Origin of the sequence: Marinibacterium profundimaris (assembly GCF_002210095.1) — a bacterium.
GTDB lineage: Bacteria > Pseudomonadota > Alphaproteobacteria > Rhodobacterales > Rhodobacteraceae > Marinibacterium > Marinibacterium profundimaris.
In genome coordinates this window covers 41089-62006 of the sequence record NZ_AQQR01000018.1, presented here as the reverse complement: position 1 = coordinate 62006, position 20918 = coordinate 41089, and the positions used below count along the sequence as shown (strand labels likewise).

The 20918-nt window shown below is 68.6% G+C and carries 19 protein-coding genes and 1 tRNA gene; 9 read left to right on the top strand and 11 right to left on the bottom strand.

The annotated features are described in order from the left end of the window. The first annotated feature begins 234 nt into the window (after nucleotides 1–234). Nucleotides 235–2052 carry a TadE/TadG family type IV pilus assembly protein gene (locus ATO3_RS23420; RefSeq protein ID WP_233152291.1) on the top strand — a complete coding sequence of 606 codons (1818 nt, stop codon included), beginning with the start codon at nucleotides 235–237 and terminating at the stop codon, nucleotides 2050–2052. Continuing rightward, nucleotides 2049–2585, top strand: a complete 537-nt coding sequence (locus tag ATO3_RS23415) for a TadE/TadG family type IV pilus assembly protein (RefSeq protein WP_088652311.1) — start codon at nucleotides 2049–2051, stop codon at nucleotides 2583–2585. Before ATO3_RS23420 ends, ATO3_RS23415 begins: the two co-directional genes overlap by 4 nt. A 153-nt stretch (nucleotides 2586–2738) precedes the next feature. Here ATO3_RS23415 and ATO3_RS23410 read toward each other — a convergent pair whose 3' ends face one another. Further along, entirely contained in the window at nucleotides 2739–3326 is a 588-nt protein-coding gene (locus ATO3_RS23410) for a TetR/AcrR family transcriptional regulator (protein WP_088652310.1), read from the bottom strand. A gap of 245 nt (nucleotides 3327–3571) precedes the next feature. Here ATO3_RS23410 and ATO3_RS23405 point away from each other — a divergent pair, with 245 nt between their 5' ends. From ATO3_RS23405 to ATO3_RS23380, 6 genes are all read left to right on the top strand, one after another. Further along, complete coding sequence (locus ATO3_RS23405) at nucleotides 3572–3892, top strand: hypothetical protein (protein WP_088652309.1); 321 nt, start codon at nucleotides 3572–3574, stop codon at nucleotides 3890–3892. Between the two features lie 77 nt (nucleotides 3893–3969). Further along, nucleotides 3970–5256 (top strand): homoserine dehydrogenase, encoded by a 1287-nt coding sequence (locus ATO3_RS23400; RefSeq protein ID WP_088652308.1) that lies wholly within the window; start codon nucleotides 3970–3972, stop codon nucleotides 5254–5256. A gap of 58 nt (nucleotides 5257–5314) precedes the next feature. Then, entirely contained in the window at nucleotides 5315–6283 is a 969-nt protein-coding gene (gene glpX, locus ATO3_RS23395; protein WP_088652307.1) for a class II fructose-bisphosphatase, read from the top strand. Between the two features lie 104 nt (nucleotides 6284–6387). Further along, entirely contained in the window at nucleotides 6388–8136 is a 1749-nt protein-coding gene (gene recJ / locus ATO3_RS23390) for a single-stranded-DNA-specific exonuclease RecJ (protein WP_088652306.1), read from the top strand. A gap of 128 nt (nucleotides 8137–8264) precedes the next feature. Then, a tRNA-Glu gene (locus ATO3_RS23385) sits at nucleotides 8265–8339 on the top strand. 408 nt (nucleotides 8340–8747) lie between these two features. Continuing rightward, nucleotides 8748–10292 (top strand): gamma-glutamyltransferase family protein, encoded by a 1545-nt coding sequence (locus ATO3_RS23380; protein WP_088652326.1) that lies wholly within the window; start codon nucleotides 8748–8750, stop codon nucleotides 10290–10292. Between the two features lie 118 nt (nucleotides 10293–10410). On the opposite strand, the gene ATO3_RS23375 is transcribed toward ATO3_RS23380, so the two are convergent. The 6 genes from ATO3_RS23375 to ATO3_RS23350 all read right to left on the bottom strand — a co-directional run bounded on the left by ATO3_RS23375 (nucleotide 10411) and on the right by ATO3_RS23350 (nucleotide 17038). Continuing rightward, a complete protein-coding gene (locus tag ATO3_RS23375) occupies nucleotides 10411–11409 on the bottom strand; it encodes a GGDEF domain-containing protein (RefSeq protein ID WP_088652305.1) in 999 nt (332 codons plus the stop codon). Continuing rightward, nucleotides 11406–12107, bottom strand: a complete 702-nt coding sequence (locus ATO3_RS23370; RefSeq protein ID WP_088652304.1) for a heme NO-binding domain-containing protein — start codon at nucleotides 12105–12107, stop codon at nucleotides 11406–11408. Before ATO3_RS23370 ends, ATO3_RS23375 begins: the two co-directional genes overlap by 4 nt. A gap of 73 nt (nucleotides 12108–12180) precedes the next feature. Beyond that, entirely contained in the window at nucleotides 12181–13989 is a 1809-nt protein-coding gene (locus ATO3_RS29485; RefSeq protein ID WP_088652303.1) for a DUF4153 domain-containing protein, read from the bottom strand. Between the two features lie 337 nt (nucleotides 13990–14326). Continuing rightward, on the bottom strand, nucleotides 14327–15886 hold the full coding sequence (locus tag ATO3_RS23360) for a trimethylamine methyltransferase family protein (protein ID WP_088652302.1): 1560 nt from the start codon (nucleotides 15884–15886) through the stop codon (nucleotides 14327–14329). Between the two features lie 166 nt (nucleotides 15887–16052). Further along, a complete protein-coding gene (locus ATO3_RS23355) occupies nucleotides 16053–16757 on the bottom strand; it encodes an HAD family hydrolase (protein WP_088652301.1) in 705 nt (234 codons plus the stop codon). Next, on the bottom strand, nucleotides 16754–17038 hold the full coding sequence (locus tag ATO3_RS23350; RefSeq protein ID WP_088652300.1) for a DUF3572 domain-containing protein: 285 nt from the start codon (nucleotides 17036–17038) through the stop codon (nucleotides 16754–16756). The genes ATO3_RS23355 and ATO3_RS23350 overlap by 4 nt, the downstream gene beginning before the upstream one ends. Before the next feature lie 91 nt (nucleotides 17039–17129). On the opposite strand from ATO3_RS23350, the gene ATO3_RS23345 reads away from it, so the two are divergent. Then, on the top strand, nucleotides 17130–18674 hold the full coding sequence (locus ATO3_RS23345) for a diguanylate cyclase domain-containing protein (protein ID WP_088652299.1): 1545 nt from the start codon (nucleotides 17130–17132) through the stop codon (nucleotides 18672–18674). 197 nt (nucleotides 18675–18871) lie between these two features. Here the strand turns inward: ATO3_RS23345 and ATO3_RS23340 are convergent, their stop codons facing one another. From ATO3_RS23340 to ATO3_RS23325, 4 genes are all read right to left on the bottom strand, one after another. Further along, on the bottom strand, nucleotides 18872–19360 hold the full coding sequence (locus ATO3_RS23340; RefSeq protein ID WP_088652298.1) for a periplasmic heavy metal sensor: 489 nt from the start codon (nucleotides 19358–19360) through the stop codon (nucleotides 18872–18874). Continuing rightward, nucleotides 19360–19734, bottom strand: coding sequence for a hypothetical protein (locus ATO3_RS23335; RefSeq protein WP_088652297.1), 375 nt, complete (start codon nucleotides 19732–19734; stop codon nucleotides 19360–19362). Before ATO3_RS23335 ends, ATO3_RS23340 begins: the two co-directional genes overlap by 1 nt. Next, entirely contained in the window at nucleotides 19727–20308 is a 582-nt protein-coding gene (locus tag ATO3_RS23330; RefSeq protein ID WP_088652296.1) for an RNA polymerase sigma factor, read from the bottom strand. The genes ATO3_RS23335 and ATO3_RS23330 overlap by 8 nt, the downstream gene beginning before the upstream one ends. Before the next feature lie 67 nt (nucleotides 20309–20375). Further along, entirely contained in the window at nucleotides 20376–20855 is a 480-nt protein-coding gene (locus ATO3_RS23325) for an EF-hand domain-containing protein (RefSeq protein ID WP_088652295.1), read from the bottom strand. Between the last annotated feature and the right edge of the window lie 63 nt (nucleotides 20856–20918).

The following is a 20918-nucleotide window of genomic DNA, read 5'->3' as shown; positions in this document are numbered from 1 at the left end:
GGACATCGCAGGGGCAACGCGGGGGGGCGGTTACAGGTGACACTTACTGCTGTGAACGAAATTCCACCGCCGACCTCATTGTTTCCAGGGGCGCGATAAACGGCTGAAGTTCATGTTAAAAGTATGTATCTTGCCGTCACGCCGCCCCAAAAAAGCCACAGCTCGGCGCGATCCGGGAGGCGGACGAATTGAGGGCGTCCCTCTGCCATGGCCCTGGGGGATGAGAGATTGCGAATGAACACGTCAGACATGCACCCCGGCACGATCACGCCACCGCGCGCCCAGTGGCGGAGCCGGGTGAAGACGCGCATCTTCTCCTTTGCGCGCGGCTTCGCGCGGGATGAAGACGGGGTCATGGTGATCTTCGCCGTCTACATCTTCCTGATGATGCTGATCGTCGGCGGCATCGGCATCGACATCATGCGCTTCGAACGCGACCGCACGCGGGTGCAGTACACGCTGGACCGCGCGGTGCTGGCCGCGGCCGACCTCGACCAGCAGCTGGATCCCTCGGCCGTCGTGCGGGACTATTTCGCAAAGGCAAACCTGAGCGGTTATCTCAGCAGCGTCAGCGTACAGGAGGGCCTGGGCTTCCGGACGGTGTCGGGCAGCGCCGAGACCACGTTCAATACCCAGTTCATGCACATGGCCGGGGTCGACACCCTGACGGCGCGGGCGGCCTCCACCGCCGAGGAACGCATCGACGGGGTCGAGATCTCGCTCGTGCTCGACGTGTCGGGCTCCATGAACTCGAACAACCGCCTGCCCAACCTGAAGGTCGCCGCCAAGGATTTCGTCGACGAGATGTTCGACAATTCCGAAGAGGGCAAGGTGTCGATCTCGATCGTTCCCTATGCCACGCAGGTCTCGGTCCCCGAGACGGTGTGGGCGCATTTCAACACTTCCACCGAACGCGACGACGCCACCATCGTCCAGCGCGAAGCGGCGTCGAACACCATCGAGGGCTTCCCGCGCTGCATCAACTTCCAAGCCGGGGACTTCCAGACCACCGCCGTCAGCCTGACACAAAGATATCAGGCGACGATGTTCTTCGACCCGTTCTACGACTACGAAGGCCGCGACCGCGACCCGATGCGCCGCGTGCAGCTGCCGGTCTGCGACCCGACCCCCAGCCGCGAGCTCATGGTCCTGCAGGAGGACCGCACCGCACTGAAGTCCTTCATCGACAACATGTGGGGTGGCGGGAACACCTCGATCGACGTGGGCATGAAGTGGGGCGTCGCCCTGATAGATCCGACCATGCGGCCCGTGGTCAGCGCGCTGATAGGCTCCGGTGACGTCTCGAACGACTTCACCGGCCGCCCGCTGAACTACGAGGACGATTCGGCCCTGAAGGTGATCGTGCTGATGACCGACGGCGAGAACACCTCGCAATACTTCGTCCGCGATCAGTACCGCTTTGGCATGTCCAACGTTTGGTGGAACGAGCAGGAAGAGGAATATTCGGTCTACCTCGGCCTGGATGTCTGGGACGAGGACAACGACGGCAATTACAACGAGCCGCTGTTCTACTGGCCCGGCGACAGATTTCGCAAGTATGCCGACCATGCCTATGGCGAAGGCACCTATGAGGAGACCAACTACAGCTACGAATGCACCTCGTACCGCAGAAACGGCTCCTGCCGGCGCTACAACTACGTCGCCACCACCGTCACGGTGGATGAACCGGGCCACGCCGAGGAGGTCAGCTATGCCGACCTCTGGGCTTTCACCACGATCGAACGGGTCGCCCGCGGCATCTATGCCCCCTTCATGGGCACCAACGACGCCCTGAACGACTGGTATTACGCCGTGCGCGACTACGTGAACGCCAACACCAAGAACTACCGCACCTCCCAGATCTGCGACCAGGCGAAGGCCCAGAACGTCATCGTCTTCACCATCGGCTTCGAGGCGCCCTACAACGGGCGGACGGTGCTGCAGGACTGCGCCAGCTCGCCGGCGCATTTCTTCGACGTGAACGGGCTGGAAATTGCGGATGCCTTCTCGGCCATCGCCTCGTCGATCCGCCAGCTGCGGCTGACCCAATGATGCGCCCTGCCCTTGCCGCCCTGCGCCGCTTCCGGCGGTCTGAGAAAGGCTCCAGCACCATCGAATTCGCGATCACGGTGCCGGCCATGCTGCTGATGCTGGCCTCGGCCGTGGAGCTTGGGATGGTGTCGCTGCAGCACGGGATGCTGGAAAGCGCCATGGACCAGGTGGTCCGCGACATCCGTCTTGGCACCGGCTCGGCCCCACAGCATGACGAGATCAAGGACCGGATCTGCGAACGCGCCGGTTTCATCGACGATTGCCGGCAGTCGCTGCGGCTGGAGATGATCCAGGTCGATCCGCAGAACTGGGTCTCGCCCCCCGACCGGGTCGACTGCACCGACAAGTCCGAGGAAGTGTCGCCGGTGCGCAACTTCGTCAACGGGCTGGACAACGAGCTGATGATCCTGCGCGCCTGCGCCAAGATCGACCCGGTCTTCGGCGCCTGGGGCCTTGGCGCCAACATGGTGAAGGACGGCGCGGGGCAATATTCACTGGTCTCGTCCACCGCCTTTGTCCAGGAACCGAGGTAACCGCAGGTTGCCCGGCAGGATCGGACGCATCCTCGCGGCCTTCCGCACCGAAACGCGCGGCGTGTGCCGACTGCGCCCGACAAAGTGGGCGTAATAAAGCGGGCGTCATGACGGGCGCGTTGCCCCGCGCGGTGCCTGACCGGCCCCCTGCCCTCAGCAGCCGACCAGCCGGCGCACCATGCCGCAATAGGTTTCCGCCACCTCGTCGCGCGACAGGCGCCCGGTGTCGCGGTACCAGGTCGTCACGCCGGTCAGCATGGCGATCACGGCCAGCGTCGCCACCTTCGGATCGGGCACGTCAAACACCCCTTGGGCCACCCCGTCCTGCAGAACCGTTTCCAGCTCCGTCTCGTAGGCATGTCGCAGGACCTCGATCTCGCGGAAATTGTCGGGGCTGAGATTGCGCAGCTCCATGTAGGCGATGAAGACCGCCTCGGGCCGCTCAAGGTGATAGCGGATGTGAAAGCGCGTGAAGGCATCCAGCCGGGCCAGCGGGTCCGGACCCGTCTCCTCGGCCGCGCGCTCGGCCAGCAGCTCTTCGAGATGACCGCGCATCAGACCGGCCAGCAGGCTCTGCTTGTCGGCAGTATAGTTGTAGAGCGCCCCGGCCTGCACGCCCACCTCCGCCGCGATCTGGCGCATCGAGACCGCCGCATAGCCATGTTCGGCGAAAAGCCGCAGGGCAGCCTCGCGGATGCGGGGACCGGTGATGTCGGAATGCGAACCTGCGGTGCGTGCCATGGCGGCAGATTATTCGAACAAACGTTCAGATAGAACCCCGGAGCCATCGCGCCCCGTGCGACGCGGCCACGGACCCGGGCGGCAAGCCCCCGCACGGGCGTGACGCACCGCACCCCAACACGTCATGTTCCGCCGTCCCGGCGGCCTTTCCCGCCCCGCCGTGTCGCGCTCCTGTTGCGGGAGGGCGCGGGATCGGGCATCACCTTTCCTGCGTATTCCGCGCAATCCCAAAGGATCCGCCCCACGTGACCCGCCGCCTGACCCGCACCGCCCAGCTTCCGACGGCCCTTTTGCTGGCGCTCGGCCTTGGCCTGGCAGGCTGCATAGAGGTGCCCGCGCTGGACGAGGCCGGCGATCCGGCGCTGGAAACGGCCGACTATCCCGAGCTGATCCCGCTGGGTCCGATCCTCGCCGCCTCGACCGATCCGGTCACGCAGGCCGCCGATCTGCAGGCCGATCTGCAGGGCCGCGCCGCCCGGCTGCAGCGCCAGGCCGATGCGCTGCGCGGCAGCGATGTGCTCGACCCTGCATCGCGCCGGCGGCTTCAGCGCGGGATCGAGCCTTAGGGGCCCCGCGCCGCGTTGCGCCCTGTTCACGAACCCGCTACACGAACAGCCGAAAGATACCACGGAAAGGATCCCGCATGTCGACACCGTTGCGCCTTGGAATCGCTGGTCTGGGCACGGTGGGGGTTGGGGTCGTCCGCATCCTGCGCCGCCAGGCAGAACTGCTCTCCGCCCGCACCGGCCGCGATCTGCAACTGGTCGCCGTCTCGGCCCGCGACAAGGACCGCGATCGCGGCGTTCCGCTCTCGGGCTATGCCTGGGAAAGCGACCCGGTGGCTCTGGCGCGGCGCGACGACATCGACGTCTTCGTCGAGCTGATGGGCGGCCATGACGGCCCCGCAAAGGAGGCGACCGAGGCCGCGCTGGCCACCGGCAAGGATGTCGTCACCGCCAACAAGGCGCTGCTGGCCCACCATGGCCAGGCCCTGGCCGAGATGGCCGAGGCCGCCGGCCGCACCATCCGCTTCGAGGCCGCCGTCGCCGGTGGCATCCCGATCATCAAGTCCCTCTCCGAGGGGCTGGCGGGCAACGAGATCACCCGCGTGATGGGCGTGATGAACGGCACCTGCAACTACATCCTGACCCAGATGGAGGCGACCGAGCAGCCCTACGAGGTGCTGTTCGAGGAATGCGCCAAGCTGGGCTACCTGGAGGCCGACCCGGAACTTGACGTGGGCGGGATCGACGCGGGCCACAAGCTGGCGCTGCTGTCGGCCATCGCCTTCGGTACGCGGGTGGATTTCGGCAGCGTGAAGCTGGAAGGCATCCAGCGCATCACGCTCGAGGATATCCAGCAGGCCCGCGACATGGGCTTCCGGATCAAGCTGCTGGGCGTCGCGCAGCGCACGCCGCGCGGGCTGGAACAGCGGATGCAGCCCTGCCTGGTGCCGGCGCAATCGCCGCTGGGCCAGCTGGAAGGCGGCACCAACATGGTGGTGATCGAGGGCGACGCCGTCGAACAGATCGTGCTGCGCGGACCCGGCGCCGGCGAAGGCCCCACGGCCAGCGCCGTGATGGGCGACATCTGCGACCTCGCACGCGGCTTGCGCATCGCCACCTTCGGTCAGCCCGCCGCCGGGCTCGATCCCGTCCCGCCCGCCTCGGCCGCCTTGCCGGCGCCCTATTACCTGCGCATGCGGCTGGTGGACAAACCCGGCGCGCTGGCCAAGATCGCCACGGCGCTCGGCTCTGCAGGCATCTCGATCAACCGGATGCGCCAGTATGGCCATGCCGAACCCACGGCGCCGGTGCTGATCGTCACCCACAAGACAACGCGCGAGGCGCTGGACGCCGCGCTTGCCGCCATGCACGAGACCGATGTCATGGCCGGCCACCCGGTTGCTCTGAGGATCGAAAACGTCTGATCGATTTTCACAAAATCCGGTTAATGTCCCAGTGTAGTAACTTCGAAGGAATGTCTTCATGAGCACCATTGTCGAATTTCACGACCGCATGCTGTCGCTGGGATTGGCCCGCGTCGCCGAACAGGCGGCGCTTGCCTCGGCCAAGTGGGTGGGTCGCGGCGACGAGAAGGCCGCCGACCAGGCCGCCGTCAACGCCATGCGCGACCAGCTCAACCAGCTCGACATCCAGGGCGTGGTCGTGATCGGCGAGGGCGAACGCGACGAGGCGCCGATGCTGTATATCGGCGAGGAAGTCGGCACCGGCAACGGCCCCGGCGTCGACATCGCGCTGGATCCGCTGGAGGGCACGACGCTTACCGCCAAGGACATGCCCAACGCGCTGACCGTGATCGCCATGGGCCCGCGCGGCTCGATGCTGCATGCGCCGGACGTCTACATGGAAAAGCTGGCGATCGGGCCGGGCTATTCCGAGGGGCTCGTGACGCTCGACATGCCGCCGGCGACCCGCGTCTCGGCGCTGGCGTCCGAAAAGGGCTGCGCGCCCAAGGACATCACCGTCTGCATCCTCGAACGCCCGCGCCACCAGGAGATGATCGAAGAGGTCCGGTCGACCGGCGCCGCGATCCGCCTGATCACCGATGGCGACGTGGCCGGCGTGATGCATTGCGCCGAAACCGAGAAGACCGGAATCGACATGTACATGGGCTCGGGCGGGGCGCCGGAAGGCGTGTTGGCGGCCTCGGCGCTGAAGTGCATGGGCGGCCAGATCCAGGGCCGTCTACTGTTCCGCAACGAGGACGAGAAGGGTCGCGCGCTGAAGGCGGGGATCTCGGATCTGGACAAGATCTACACCCGCGACGAGATGGTCCGCGGCGACGTGATCTTTGCCGCCACCGGCGTCACCGGCGGCACGCTGCTGCCGGGCATCAAGCGCGAGGTCGGCTGGCTGACCACCGAAACCATCCTGATGCGGTCCAAGACCGGGTCGGTCCGCCGCGTGCAGTACCGCTCACCAATCGAGGAATGAGCCCTGCCCGGCCGGCGGCGCCTGTGGCAGCGGTCGGCCGAGTATTTTTGCAAAGATGAAGACAGGAGGTGGCGCCCTGCCCCACCCCTGTCACGGAAATTCAGATGAGCTTTCTAGGGGTTGAGTCCTCTCTGACCGGCCGGCGCTGGACCGGCCCCGGAATCGAGACCGAACGGGCCGCCGAGGCGCTGGCCCAGGCCACCGGCCTGCCCCGTCCCGTCTGCCTTGTCCTGGCTCGCCGCGGCGTGGACGCGACCGAGGCCGAGGCCTTCCTGTCCCCCCAGCTGCGCGATTTGCTGCCGGATCCGCGATCGCTGCGCGACATGGAACGTGCGGCCGCGCGCGTTCTGGCCGCCGTGACCCGGCGCGAGCGGATCGCGATCTTCGCCGATTACGACGTCGACGGCGGCTCTTCGGCCGCGCTTCTGGTCAGCTGGCTGCGGTCGCTGGGGCGCGAGGCGACGGTCTATGTCCCCGACCGCATCGACGAAGGCTATGGCCCAAACGTGCCCGCGATGCAGATGCTGGCGAAGACCCATGGCCTGATCATCTGCGTCGATTGCGGCACGCTCTCGCACGAGCCCATCGCGGCGACGGGCGGCACGGATGTCGTCGTGCTCGACCACCACCTGGGCGGCGAAACCCTGCCCGAGGCCCATGCCGTGGTGAACCCCAACCGGCAGGACGAAGACGGCGCGCTGGGGCACCTTTGCGCCGCGGCGGTGGTCTTCCTGATGCTGGTGGAGGCCGGGCGGCAGATGCGCGAGGCCGGGCAGCAGGGGCCGGATCTGCTGGCGATGCTGGACCTGGTGGCGCTGGCCACCGTGGCCGACGTGGCGCCGCTGATCGGGGTGAACCGGGCGCTGGTGCGCCAGGGGCTGCGGGTCATGGCGCGGCGGGACCGGCCCGGGCTGGTGGCCCTGGCCGACGTGGCACGGATGGACAGCGCCCCCAGCGCCTATTCCCTGGGCTTCCTGCTGGGCCCCCGAATCAATGCCGGCGGCCGCATCGGTAAGGCCGACCTTGGCGCCCGCCTGCTGGCCACGCTGGACCCGCACGAGGCCGCCGCCATGGCCGAGAAGCTGGACCAGCTCAACACCGAACGCCGCGCGATCGAGGACATGGTTCGCACCGCCGCGCTTGACCAGGCCGAGGCGCGCGGCCTCGCGGGACCGCTGGTCTGGGCCGCGCAGGACGGCTGGCATCCCGGCGTGGTCGGCATCGTCGCCTCGCGCCTGAAGGAGGCCACCAACCGCCCCGCCGTGGTGATCGGCTTCGAGGGGGACGAGGGCAAGGGCTCGGGCCGGTCGGTCACGGGCGTGGACCTGGGCGCCTCGATCCAGCGGCTGGCGGCCGAGGGGCTGCTGATCAAGGGCGGCGGCCACCGCATGGCTGCCGGGCTCACGGTGGCGCAGGATCGGCTGGAACCGGCGATGGAGCGCCTCTCGGACCTGCTGGCGCGCCAGGGCGCCGGCACGATGGGGCCGGGCGACCTGCGGCTGGACGGGCTGCTGATGCCCGGCGCCGCGACGGTAGAGCTGATCGAGACGCTGGAACGCGCGGGCCCCTACGGCGCCGGCGCCTCGGCCCCGCGCTTTGCCCTGCCCGACCTGATTGTGCGCCACGCGCGCGAGGTCGGCAGCGGGCACCTCAAGGTCTCGCTGACCGACGGGATGGGCGCCAACATCGAGGCCATCGCCTTCGGCGCCTTCGACGGCCCGATGGGCGCGGTCCTGGCCCGCGGCGACCGCGCCCGGGTTCACGTGGCAGGCCGGCTGGACATCAACACCTGGGGCGGCCGGCAAAGCGTTCAGCTGCGCCTGGAGGACGCCGCATCGGCCAGTTCGGGGTGATCCGGGAACCCGCAAAAATTCTTCGCCCGAGGTCGATTTTTTGGCTTGCGCCCCCCCGGCCGATTGCCTAGATAGCCCCTCACCGGCGGCAACGCCGACACAGACCGGCGCTAACGCCGACACACAGTGGCCCGTTCGTCTATCGGTTAGGACGCCAGGTTTTCAACCTGGAAAGAGGGGTTCGATTCCCCTACGGGCTGCCACTTTCTCCCTGAACTACCTTGTTTTATTGGCTGCAATGCAGCCATTTCCGAGACGCAGGACAGTTTGTCTCGGACGCTCCATCTCTTGCCTACCTCGGAAACGCTACCACCGCGGCATGCGACGGCCGATTGCGCGCTGATCCAGACGCAGCAATGCCACGTCGTCTCGCCCCGGCCACGAAACCCGTTAAAAGATCCTGGCGGACAAGCGGGCACAGCGCGGACCTGACCGGCATTCCCTTCGCCATCAGCGTCTCAGGATGGCGGGCTTTTCCAAACGGCTCTTGTGCTTCACGCCCCGCTGACGCCTCATGCCCGCGGCGAACAACCCTCCGCCGACACCACAGCAGAAGGATCCTCGGCGTGATCGACCCCGACCTCCCCTATTCCTCGCGGCGTCAGCCGGTCATGGGCGACAATGCCGTCGCCACCTCGCAGCCCCTGGCCACGGCAGCCGGCCTGGCCATGCTGCACAAGGGCGGCACCGCGATCGACGCAGCAGTCGCCGCGGCCATGGTGCTGACGGTGGTGGAGCCGACGGGCTGCGGCATCGGATCGGACGCCTATGCGATCGTCTGGGACGGCAAGGAGCTGCACGGGCTCAACGCCTCGGGCCGGTCGCCGGCCGCCTGGACACCGGAGCGCTTCTCCGGCGGCACCACGATGCCCCAGCGCGGCTGGGAGGCGGTGACGGTGCCTGGCGCCGTCTCGGCCTGGATCGCGCTCTGGCGCCGCTTTGGAACCCTGCCCCTGTCCGAAATCGCGTCCCCGGCGATCCGCTACGCGACCGAGGGCTTCCACGTCAGCCCGACCATCGCCCGGCTTTGGGGCATGACCGGGCCGGAGCTTTCGGTCCAGCCGGGCTTTGCTGACTGCTTCATGGCCGGCGGCCGGGCCCCGCGCGCCGGCGAACGCATCACCCTGCCCGATCACGGCGCCACCCTGCGCCTGATCGCCGAGACCGAGGGCGAGGCCTTCTACCGTGGCGAACTGGCCGAACGCATTGCCGCCGATGCCGCCGCCCATGGCGCGGCGCTCACGCTGGACGACCTGGCCGCGCAGGAGCCGGACTGGGTCGGCACGATCTCCACCGCCTTCGGGGACTATCGGGTGCACGAGATCCCGCCGAACGGTCAGGGCATCTCGGCCCTGCTTGCCCTGGGAATGCTGGACCGGCACGATTGGCGCAGCGGCGGGCCGGACGCGACCGGCGTCACGCATTTGTCGATCGAAGCGGTGAAGCTGGCCCTGGCCGATGCCGCCGAACACGTGGCCGATGCGTCCTTCATGCGGGTCACGCCCGAGGCGCTGCTGGATCCCGCCTATCTCGACCGCCGCGCCCGGCTGATCGACCCCGCCGCCGCTGGCGACCCGAAGGCAGGCCAGCCCGGGCCGGGCGGCACCGTCTATCTATCCGCCGCCGATGCCGAGGGGCGGATGGTGTCCTTCATCCAGTCGAACTTCATGGGCTTCGGGTCCGGCGTGGTGGTGCCGGGCACCGGGATCTCGCTGCAGAACCGCGGCGCGGGCTTTTCGCTGCAACCGGGGCACGTGAACGAGGTCGGACCGTCCAAGAAACCGTTCCAGACGATCATTCCGGGCTTTGCCACCGGTGCGCAGGGCCAGCCCGAGATGTCCTTTGGCGTGATGGGCGGACCGATGCAGGCGCAGGGGCACCTGCAGATGGCGCTGCGCATCCTCGGCCACGGACAGAATCCGCAGGCCGCCGCCGATGCGCCGCGCTGGCGGGTCAACGGCGGACGCAAGGTGGCGGTGGAGCCAGGCTTCGACCCCGAGGTTGTCGCCGCGCTGCAGGCGATGGGCCACGAGATCGACGTGGAGCCGCCCGAGGCGGTCTTCGGCTTCGGCGGGGCGCAGATCATCCGCCGGCTGGGCGAGGGTTATGTGGCCGGCTCGGACCCGCGCAAGGACGGCTGCGCGATGGCGTTCTGAACCGGGCCCGTCACCTGCCGGCCTGGGCGCGCAGGACGCCATTGATGGCTTGATCCACTGCGGGCCGGGGGTGCGAGACGTGCGCGGCGCGCCATCCCCCGGCAAGCCCCATGGCGGCCTATCCCGGCACCGGCCCGTCGCGATCCGGATCGTAAAGGAAATGCCGTCCGCGTCCTGCGTGCTTGGCGGCATAAAGCGCCATGTCGGCCTCTGACATCAGCGTGGCGGTGTCCATGTCGCTGACCCCGTCGTAGAAAGCGCTGCCGATGCTGGCCGAGACCTGGCAAAGCTTGCCGTTGAACGGGATCGGCGCCGTCACCCCGGCAATCAGCCGGTCAGCGATGGACTCAAGCCGCGCCCGATCCTGCAGCCGGTCGAAGACCAGCACGAATTCATCGCCGCCCACCCGCGCCACCGTGTCCGTTTCCCGGGTTTCCGAGACCATCGCGCGGGCCACCTCCTGCAGCACGTGATCGCCCGCCGCGTGGCCATGGGTGTCGTTGACCGCCTTGAAGAAATCCAGGTCCAGCTGCATCACCGCGAAGGGCCGCTGCGCATTGCGCAGGCGTTTGAGCACGTGATTCAGCGCGCGGCGGTTCTTCAGCCCGGTCAGCGTGTCGGTGAAGGCCTGTTCCTCGGCCGCGATCATCGCGCCCTGCAGCCGTGTGTTGAGCGAGCGCGACGCCTCCATCGCGGCAGATTTCGCCTCCACCAGGTAGAGCATCTCGATCGTCAGTTCGGTGGCCGAGAAATCCGCCGCCGTCAGGGCGTAATCGCGCACCGCTTCAAGCACGGAAAAGCCGAAGGAGAGGTTCACCACCGCCCCCTCTCCCGGCGCCAGCGGGACCATCACGCCCTTGAACCCGGTGCGCGGCATGTCGCGGAACTGCAGCCGAAGCTTGACACCGGGCGTGGTGAAAAGCTCCTCGATCGCGGCGACGCTGCGCGGGCGGATCAGCTCGAAGATGTCGAGAAACCGCTTGCCCTCCATCCGGTCGTCGGGGCGGAGCTTCTGCAGGGTCGGGCCGACCTGTGCCACGTGGCCCGAGGCGTCCAGGGTCAGGTGCATCGGACACAGGACCGTCAGGACCCGCGCCACATCGTCGGAAAGGCTCATCCCGCGCGGGCCCCGAGATCGAAATCCCGACCCGCGGCAAAATCCGCCTCGACCAGCGTGATCGAGATCACCTCGGCCCCGGCCTGTCCATGCGCCTGCGGGCCGGGCAAATCCCGGGCGTGATCGCTGTCGGCCTCGTGGGCTTTGTGCGGCGGGCCACCAGTCTGGCCACCCTGCTGACCATTGTGATGAACGTTGTGCTGACCGTTGTGCTCTAGGAAGACCAGCGCGCCGTAATCGTCGGCCATGGCGCGCAGGATGCCCATCATCACCCGGCCATAGCCGCGCAGCCCCGCTCCGCAGACCAGGCTGAACTGCCGCGCCGTGAGCTCGCGCAGCTCCATCGGCGGCAGGTAGAGGTCGGACACGGCAAGTCGGGCGCGTTCGGGCAGTTCGTCGAGCGAGTGCAGGAAATCCTGGTAGGTCTCTCCCCCGAAGCGCAGCAGGCGGCGCAGGGATTCGACCTTTGGATCGGACACCAGGTAAGTCCCGAGATCCTCCAGCAGTTCGCTCTCGGGGCGGCCAAGCTCGATACAGAGCGATTTCAGAACCGCGTCCGTCTGGCTGTCATCGTAGATGAACATGGCTTCGAATTCGGAAAAGCCGAGATCGGCATCTTCCGTCACGTTCAACCAGCGATCCGGCCCGTACGTGTTGGTCACGAAGGACTGGATGGCCCTGTTGATCAAACCATGCATCTGCGTTTCACCCGTTAGCAGGTCCACCTTGGCAAGCCGGTGGTTAACACCGCCTCAACGCGCGCAATTTTCCCTATTCGTCCTGCGCGTCCTCCGTCTCGGGCGCGGCTTCGGCGCCCGGGGTGCGGTCGGCGTGCAGACGGTCCGGCGCGATGCGGATGCCGTCCAGCTCCAGCAGTTCGATCTGCACCGGGACAAGCGAAAATTCTCCCGACAGGATGCGCCTGACCGCGTCGACGGGCAAGTCCTGACCGTCATAAAGCGGCGTGACCGTGGCCTCGGGCCAGCGGATGTACTGCGCCTGGATCCCGCCGCTGCCGTCGGGCATCAGGATCATCGCCTGATCCTCGGCCGGCAGGTCGGCGCCGAAGCGTCCCCTGACCACGACGCAGCGCGGCACGGCATCGGGCTGCGGGGCACACCAGTTATGCCATTCGCCAAGCCAGTAGGCGTTGATCCGTGCGAGGTCTTCGGCCGGCATCGCCGCGCCCTCCGGGCGCACGGGCAACCAGGCCGCAAGTTCGGCGGCCACCGTGTCGACCCCGCCGGCCTCGGCCACGGTCGGGGCCCGGTCCCGCCCGGCCTCGCGGATGGCGGCGATGCGCAGGGCCAGGGCCTCGTGCCCGGGATGGTCGGACATCGCCTCCATCCGGTCCAGCCCGGCCTGCCCGGCCTTGCCCCAGGCGCGGTCCATCCGGCGCAGGGGCAGATCCTCGACCGCGGTGCGGCCATCGGCGAAGCGCGCCACCTGGCTGCGGGCAGAGAGCGCCTCGGCGTTCAGAAGCGGCGTCAGCCAGGCCGCGCAGACGAGGATGCAGAGCATCGCCAGCCAGACGTTGGCCCGCCGCAACCGGTCCATCCAGCCCGCGCGGCCGCGCAGCACCGCGAGCGCATAGGCCAGCCCGTAGATCAGCAGCACCAGCGCGATGGTGGCGGCCAGCACCCGCTCGGGCGTCAGCCCGTACTGCTGCACCCGCATCGCCACGGCCCAGACCGCCAGGCCGGTGATCACGGGGACCGACAGCGACAGCAGCCGCGCACCCAGATCCGCGCGCACCGCGTCATCCGCATTGCGGCCCACGGCGGAGGTGATGAAAAGGATCGCGCCCGCCGCCACACCCATCAGCGTGCCCGCCGGCGACAGCTGCCCCACCAGCCCCGACAGCCCCTGCAAGGGCACGGCGAGGAGGAACACGCCGACGACGGCGAGGACCGGCCAGACCAGCAGCCGCAGCAGGCGGATCGGCAGAAGCGGAGAGACGACCTCGCGCAGTTCGTGGATCACGGCAATGCCCAGCCCCAGTGCCGCGCCGGTGATCGCGGGCGGCACCGGGTCGAGGCGCAGGACCGCCTCGATCACGTCGATGCCGACAATGCCCAGAAGCGCATCCGAGAGGTAGAGCAGCCCCCAGACCACGCCGGTGAAGAGCAGCGCGGCGCTGAAGCGAATGGTGATGGCCCAGGCGGTCTGGAACAGGTCGGGATAATCGAGCGGCGGCGCCTGGCGCTGCAGGGCAACGGAGAGGAAGGGCGTGGCGATGAAGATCATCAGGAAGAAGATGGCAAGGATGCCGGGCTCGTCCAGGACATCCATGGGGGCCACATCGCGCTGGCCGACCAGCCAGAGCAGCCCGCCCGCCGGCAGAGCGAACGCCAGCGCCCCGGCCATGGCCCGGCCCAGCCGCAAGGGACCCGCCAGCGCCAGCGCCACGCCAGACCAGGTGCCCAGCCCGCCCAGCAACAGAATGAAGAGACCCGGTGCGTGCTCCTGCAGCCCGTCGGCCTCGGTCAGGGCCCAGAGCGCGAGGCCCGCGAGCCCGCCCAGCACGGCCAGGGCCAGGCGCATGCGCAGCGCATGCGCCGCGGTTGGTGTGGACGACATCGCGGGATCTCCCTTCGGATTGGACGGAAGCCTACACCGGGGTGCACGCGGGTCCAATGGGGCCCGGGTCACGGTTGCGGTGGGTGCGCCGAACGGGCGAGGGGCGTGCCGGGTGGCTGGTGTCGGCATGAGTATTTGGACAAAGGTGAAACACTATGGACGTGCCTTCGTGTCCGGGTCCGGTGCGGGCAGGCGGATGTTGTGCCCGCCGGTGGGAAAGGAAGCCGCCTCAAAGCCCGCGGGCGGAGCGGTTGCGGGCAGAGGTCTTCGGCAAACGGCCGGCGACTGTGCCGTGAACCGGGCTAAGACAGGCAGGGGCGCCGCCCCTGCCCCAAGGTCAGAAGTCCGTGGGCGCCCCGCCCTCGGCCTTGCGGCGGTCGACGAAGGCCGCGAGTTCCTCGCGGATCGCGGGATCCATCGGCGGCTCCTCGAATGAGGCGATGATGTCCTTGTAGATCATATGCGCGCGCTCCGGGGTCCAGATGGCACCGGCTGCCTGCCAGGCCTCGAAATTGCGCCAGTCGCTCAGGAAGGGCTGGTAGAAGGCCGTAGTGTAGCGATCCTGGGTGTGCTGGACGCCGAAGAAATGCCCCTGGTGGCCGACCTCGGCAATGGCGTCGAGCGCGATGTCGTCGGCGGTCGTCGCGGTGATCTGCGGATCGAGATAGCGCTGCATCTGCTGCAGGATCTCGCAATCCATGACGAATTTCTCCGGGCTCGCCACCAGCCCGCCTTCCAGCCAGCCGGCCGCGTGGTAGACCATGTGGGTCCCGGATTGCAGCGCCGCCCAGAGCGAGTTCGACGTTTCCCACACCGCCTGCCCGTCCGGCACATTCGCCGCGCAGGCGCCCGAAGAGCGCAGCGGCAGCCCGTAGAAGCGCGCCATCTGGCCGGTCATCTGGGTGGAGCGCATGTATTCCGGTGTTCCGAAGGCCGGCGCGCCGGATTTCATGTCGACGTTGGAGGTGAAGGTGCCGATCACGCAGGGAACACCGGGCGCCACGTACTGGAAGAGCGCAATGGCCGAGAGCGCCTCGGCGATCGACTGCGCCACGGCGCCGGCCATGGTCACGGGGGCCATGGCGCCGGCCAGCGTGAAGGGAGAGACGACGATCGCCTGGCCGCGCCGCGCCAGCCGCAGGCAGCCGTCGATCATCGGGTGGTCGTGCTTGAGCGGCGAGGTGGAGTTGATGTTGGTGTACATCCGCGGCGTCGCGTCGAATTCCTCGTGGCTGAGGCCGCCCGCGATGCGGACCATTTCCATAACGTCCTCGACCCGTTCGCGCCCCAGCGAATAGGCGTGCATCGCCTTGTCCGTCAGCGTGAGCTTGTCGAAGAGCACGTCCAGGTGGCGCTCCCTGGGATGAAGGTCGACCGGCTCCACCGGGTAGCCGCCGGCAAAGTGGATGCAGTTGAAATACTGCGTCAGCCGCAGCAGGTTGGCGCATTGGGCGCGGGTGCCGGGCACCTTGCGGCCCAGTTCCAGGTCCCAGTAGTTCGGAGGCGAAGAGACATTGCCGAAGAGCAGGGCGTTGCCGCCGATCTCGATCGTATGATCAGGGTTGCGCGGGGTGATGGTAAAGCTGTCGGGGGCCTTGCCGACCATCTCCATCACGAAGTCGCGGTCCATTCGGACGCAGGCCCCCTCGACGATGCAGCCGGCCTTTCGGTAGAGCGCCAGCGCCTCGTCATTGTAGAACTCGATCCCGATCTCTTCGAGGATGCGCATCGCGCCCTCGTGGATCGCGGCGATGCCCTCGTCGGTCAGCGGCTCGGTCGGGCGGTCGATGTTCCTTGGCGGGGCCCAGGGCATCTGGGCGATGGCGGCCGTGCCGCGGCGGGCCATATGCGCGGCGCGCCCGCCTCCGCGTTTCTTGCGCAATACTCCATCCGCCATGGCATCCTCCGGAAGCTCTGGCTTCAGAAGGCCAATTTCGGCGGGCGGCTGCTGACCCGTTCCCGACACCCGATGTCGGTTTCGGGGCCGGGACGGGCGCATTTGGCAGGCGCACCGGCCACCGAGCCGAATGAGCCGGTACTGCGGGGCGGCCACTAGAAGCGGATCAGCGGCTGGCGATCCAGGTCGCGAGGTGGCTTATGTCGGGCAGAACGGCGTCGGCGTGGGGCGCGAGATCGGACGGCCCGCTCATGCCGGTCAGCACGCCGATGGTGATCATCCCCGCGGCGCGCCCGGCGACCAGATCATGGGTGCTGTCGCCCACCATGACCGTCGCCTCGGGCCGCACCCGCACCGCGGTGCAGAAGGCCAGCAAGGGATCGGGATCGGGCTTGGCCCCGAAACCGCTGTCGGCGCCCGCGATGAATTCGAAGATCTCAAGCACGCCGGTCCGCGAAAGATGCGCCCGCGCCGCGCTTTCGTGGTCATTGGTCATCACGCCCAGCCGCAGCCCGACCTGCGCCAGGTCTCCGAGCACGGCGGCCAGCGGCACCGCCTCGTGCAGTTCGATCCTGGCCGCGCTTTCCTCGAGAAAGCGTTCGATGGCGGCCAGGTCGGCACCCGGCAACTCTCCGGCGAGTGCGGCGGCGACCTCGGCGTTGGTGCCCGCGATGGCGGGGCTGTGCGGCAGGTAGCAGCCCGCCTGCCGGTCGTAGCCAATGGCGCCGGCCAGCGCCTCGGCCCGGACCTCGTCACCGCCGGAGAGGTGTTCGAGGATCATCCCCGACCAGCCGTTCCAGGATTTCCCGAAGTCATAGAGCGTGCCGTCCTTGTCGAACAGCACCGCCTCGATCTGCGCGGGACCGGTCATGTCCAGTGCATCCGTTCGCCGCCGGGCAGGGCCGCGCGGGCGGCTTGCGGCGTCTCGTAGGGGACCGAGAGCGCGTCACAGGCATCGACGATCCAGACATCGTCCATCAGCAGGAAATCCAGCACCGAGGCCAGGAAGTCCGGGTCCGTGGCACGTTCGCGCAGATCGTCCATGCCGGCGCCCGTGGCGCCCATGAAGACGGGAAGAAGCTCGTCATTCGCGGCCAGCCAGGCGAGCGCCTGAAGGGCGAATGTTTCGGCCTGGTCGCGGGAAAATGCCATCTGCGCGCTTTCTGGGAAAACGAAAGGGTTTGTTAACTCGCGTGATTAAGACTGCGGCAACCCTGATTGCAAGACCGGAAAGGCGGGACCCGTGCAGGGAAGGCTCATAATCCTCGATGCCGTTTCGACGAATCGCATCGTGCTCAACGCCCTGCTGGAACCGGCCTGTTACGACATCGACCAGGCCACCACGATCGGCGGGGCGCTGACCTCGGTCCGGCTGCAGCGGCCGGACCTGATCCTGACCGCCTGGTCGCTGCCCGACGGGGTGGCGACGGACCTGTGCGAAGCGCTGGAAGGCCCCGACCCGGACCGGGAGATCCCCGTGGTCGCCATCGCCCATGCCGGGGATTGCGTGGACCGGCAGGGCGCCCTGCGCGCCGGCCTGGCGGATCTGATGGTCCATCCGCTGGACGAGGCGATGTTGCATGCACGCCTGCGCTCGATCCTGCGCACGCGCCCGCCCACGACAACCTACCCGACGCATTTCGACCTGGCGCCGCCTGCTGATGCCGGTCACGGCGGGCCTCCCGGCCTGGACGAGGCGCCGGCGCGGTTTTCCGGCGTGGCAGAGGGCCGGCAGGTGGCCATGCAGCTGGACGGGGCGCCTGCCGGCCGGCCCCGCGCGCCGCTTGGCGATCGGCGGGGCGACGCCCCGGCAGGCCGCAACCGCGACCGGATCGCGGTGCTGGCCGACGATCCCGAAACCGCCTTTGCCTGGTGCCAGGGCCTGGGCGGTCAGCTGAACCAGCCGGTGGCGGGCTATGCCCTGTCGCAGCGCCAGGCCGTGCTGGGCGCGGACTTTCCGCCCGACGCGGTGGTCGTCGCGGTGGATGGCAGCCGGCCGCAACCGGCGCTGCGGCTGCTGTCGGACCTGCGCGCGGGGCCCACGACGCGCGAGGCGGCGGTGATCGCGGTAACCTCGCCCGGCGATCCCAAGGGCGCGGCCCATGCGCTGGACCTGGGCGCCGACGACGTGATGCAGGGCCCATTCGAGCCTGGGGAACTGGCGCTGCGCATCCAGGCCCAGCTGCGGCGCAAGCAACTGTCGGACCGGCTGCGCACCACCGTGCGCGACGGGCTGCGCGCGGCGCTGATCGACCCGATGACAGGGCTTTACAACCGGCGCTTCGCGATCCCGCACCTGGCGCATACGCTGCGCCACTCGGCCCGCTCGGGGAAAAGCTTCGCGCTGATGATGGCGGATCTCGATCACTTCAAGCGGATCAACGACACCCATGGCCACCTGGCCGGCGATGCCGTGCTGGTTGAGGCCGCGCAGCGCTTGAGCGACGCGGTCGGACGCCAGGACGTGGTCGCGCGGATCGGAGGTGAGGAATTCCTAGTCATCCTGCGCGACACCGACCCCACCGCCGCCGCGCGCAGCGCCGACCGCCTGCGCCGGGCGATCAACGGCCGCCCCTTCCCGATCGCGCCCACGGGCCGGACGGAGCGGGTGACCATAAGCATCGGCCTGGTGATATCCCCCCCGGCCGGGGACGACGGCAGCCTGGGCTTCCCCGACGACCCCGAGGATCCCCGGATCGCCAGGCTGCTGAGCGAGGCCGACCACGCGCTTTATGAAAGCAAGCATGCCGGGCGAAACAAGGTGACGGTGGTCGGCGCGGCCGCCTGACCGGGCACCGGCACGGCTCAAGGCCCGGTCCCGGTTGTCGGGACGGGCCCGGGTGCGACGCAGCTTGCAATCCGGATCCCGCTCAGCTCTTCGCCCTGCTCGACATCAGCACTGACCGACATCAATCCCGACCGGCGGCCCCTCGCGAGGCCGGCCGAAAGGCCGGACGAGCAGTCCCAAAAGAACCTCGACCGCCCCTAGCGATCCTCACGCCCGTGTTCCGGATGCCGATGCTGATCGGAAAACTCCACCAGCCGCTCCGCGTAAGCCGCACGTTCATCGGCCGTCATTGTCGTCACGTGGCCCAGCCAGGCCTGACGCAGCTCCTGCTGGAAGGCCTCGCGCCGCGCCGCATGCTGATCCAGCACCGAAAGAAGCGCCGCGTCGTCCAGCGGATCGGCCGACAGCACCTCGGCCAGGTCCTCCGCCTCGCTGCGACGATCGGAGGGCGGCAGCAGCGCCTCGCGCAGGTGATCGCGCATCGCGCGGCGGTCATCGGACGGCAGCGCCCGGAACATCGCCACGCCGGTCGGCGGCGGCGGCCGCTCTCCCGGCCCGCCAAAGCGGATCACAGCCCCCAGAACCAGCCCCACGATCAGCAGGTTCAGCATCAGCGACAGGCCAAGGACCACGCGCAGCCAGGGCTTCGTGCCCGGCGCCGCGGGGCGAGAGGCGGGGTCCGGCATCACTGCGCCTCCCCTCCCAGGATCGCATCCTGCATGTCGGTGTAATAACCCAGCACCGTGTTGGTGCTGACCACATAGCCCAGCGGGTCGAACTGCTGCGGCGGTGCGGCGCCCAGCCAGATGCCCGTCGCGCAGGCGGCCATCATCCCGCCCAGTGCCGGAACCCCGCCAAGCGCGCCCATCAGCTGCTGCCAGACCGACAGTTTCGGCGCCGGCGCGGCGGCACGGGCCCCGGCCTGCCAGCCCTCGCGCACACGGGCCGCATCGGCCAGCACCCGGGCACTCAGCCCCTCGGGCAGGCGCGCATCCTCGGCCCGGGCCGCCGCCAGGACGGGGGCCACCAGCCGGTCGAATTCGTCATCGTCGTCAATCATCTTCGTACCCCAGTTCCCCTTTCCGGTCCCGCAGCAACTGCGTGAGCGTCCGCTTGCCCCGGGCGGTCAGGCTTTCGACCGCCTCCACGCTGATTTCCATCACCTCGGCGATCCGAGGGTTCGGCAGATCCTGCAGGTGCCGCAGCACCACCGCCAGCCGCTGCCGATCCGGCATCTGGTCAAGCGCCCATTGCAGCGCCGCGCTGCGGGCCTTGTCCTGCATCTGTTCCGGCACGCTCGGCGCCTCGTCCAGGGGCTCCGGCGCATCTTCCAGCGCTCCGTCGCGGCCCTTGCGCCGCCGCTTGTGATCCAGGCACAGGTTGGTCACCACCCGGTAGACCCAGGTGCTGACCTTCGCCTTGCCCGGCTCCCAGTCCGGCGCCATGCGCCAAAGGCGCACCATGGCCTCCTGAGCGATGTCCTCGGCCTCGGCCCGGTCCCCCGTCAGGCGATAGGCCAACCCGAAGGCACGCGGGGTCAGCCGCTCGGTCAACGCCGCCGCGGCAGCGTGATCGCCGTTTGCGAAGGCGGCCAGCAAGGTCGCCTCCTCGTCCGGGTCCGTCGGGTCCGTCACGCCGGGCGGATCCGCGGCACATGACGGCTCCGGGCGTCCGGAAAGATGCCGCACGCGGACCTCACGCTCAGCCCTGGTCGGCTCTCTGACCGGCACGGCCCTGCCGGAACTTCTGCATTCCCGCGGCCATCTCCTCGCGGCTCAAGCCCCCGGACCCGTCGGAATCCAGGTCATTGAAGGCCTTGTGCCGTCCGGGCGCCGCATCGCGCATCTCCTGCAGGGTCAGCATGCCGTCCTTGTCCGCATCGGCACGCGCGATCAGCAGCCCGATGAAGCGCTTGTAATTGTCCTGGGCCTGGGCCTCGAGCTCGTCGAAGCTCAGCTTGCCGTCACCGTTCGTGTCGGCCTCCTCGAACCGGGCCGCGCCGCTCGCGCGCATCTCTGCCGGCGTCACCTCGCCGTCGCCATTGGCGTCGAGCTGCTCGAAAGAGACGTCGCGTTGCCCGCCAAGCCCTTCTCCCACGGCCTGTGTTGCACCGGAGGCAAGCACAAGGGTGCCCAGAGTGCCTGCGAAAACCTTGCCTGCGAGATCGAACTGCTTAATCATCTGCCTTGATCCTTTCGGGTCGTGTGCATGTCGTTGGACCGGCGGCCGTGTTCCGCCCGATCA

Coding starts and splice junctions, on each gene's coding strand:
- ATO3_RS23420 (WP_233152291.1), top strand. CDS start 235: ATGAACACGTCAGACATGCACCCCGGCACGATCACGCCACCGCGCGCC.
- ATO3_RS23415 (WP_088652311.1), top strand. CDS start 2,049: ATGATGCGCCCTGCCCTTGCCGCCCTGCGCCGCTTCCGGCGGTCTGAG.
- ATO3_RS23410 (WP_088652310.1), bottom strand. CDS start 3,326: ATGGCACGCACCGCAGGTTCGCATTCCGACATCACCGGTCCCCGCATC.
- ATO3_RS23400 (WP_088652308.1), top strand. CDS start 3,970: ATGTCGACACCGTTGCGCCTTGGAATCGCTGGTCTGGGCACGGTGGGG.
- glpX (WP_088652307.1), top strand. CDS start 5,315: ATGAGCACCATTGTCGAATTTCACGACCGCATGCTGTCGCTGGGATTG.
- recJ (WP_088652306.1), top strand. CDS start 6,388: ATGAGCTTTCTAGGGGTTGAGTCCTCTCTGACCGGCCGGCGCTGGACC.
- ATO3_RS23380 (WP_088652326.1), top strand. CDS start 8,748: ATGGGCGACAATGCCGTCGCCACCTCGCAGCCCCTGGCCACGGCAGCC.
- ATO3_RS23375 (WP_088652305.1), bottom strand. CDS start 11,409: ATGAGCCTTTCCGACGATGTGGCGCGGGTCCTGACGGTCCTGTGTCCG.
- ATO3_RS23370 (WP_088652304.1), bottom strand. CDS start 12,107: ATGCATGGTTTGATCAACAGGGCCATCCAGTCCTTCGTGACCAACACG.
- ATO3_RS29485 (WP_088652303.1), bottom strand. CDS start 13,989: ATGTCGTCCACACCAACCGCGGCGCATGCGCTGCGCATGCGCCTGGCC.
- ATO3_RS23360 (WP_088652302.1), bottom strand. CDS start 15,886: ATGGCGGATGGAGTATTGCGCAAGAAACGCGGAGGCGGGCGCGCCGCG.
- ATO3_RS23355 (WP_088652301.1), bottom strand. CDS start 16,757: ATGACCGGTCCCGCGCAGATCGAGGCGGTGCTGTTCGACAAGGACGGC.
- ATO3_RS23350 (WP_088652300.1), bottom strand. CDS start 17,038: ATGGCATTTTCCCGCGACCAGGCCGAAACATTCGCCCTTCAGGCGCTC.
- ATO3_RS23340 (WP_088652298.1), bottom strand. CDS start 19,360: ATGCCGGACCCCGCCTCTCGCCCCGCGGCGCCGGGCACGAAGCCCTGG.
- ATO3_RS23335 (WP_088652297.1), bottom strand. CDS start 19,734: ATGATTGACGACGATGACGAATTCGACCGGCTGGTGGCCCCCGTCCTG.
- ATO3_RS23325 (WP_088652295.1), bottom strand. CDS start 20,855: ATGATTAAGCAGTTCGATCTCGCAGGCAAGGTTTTCGCAGGCACTCTG.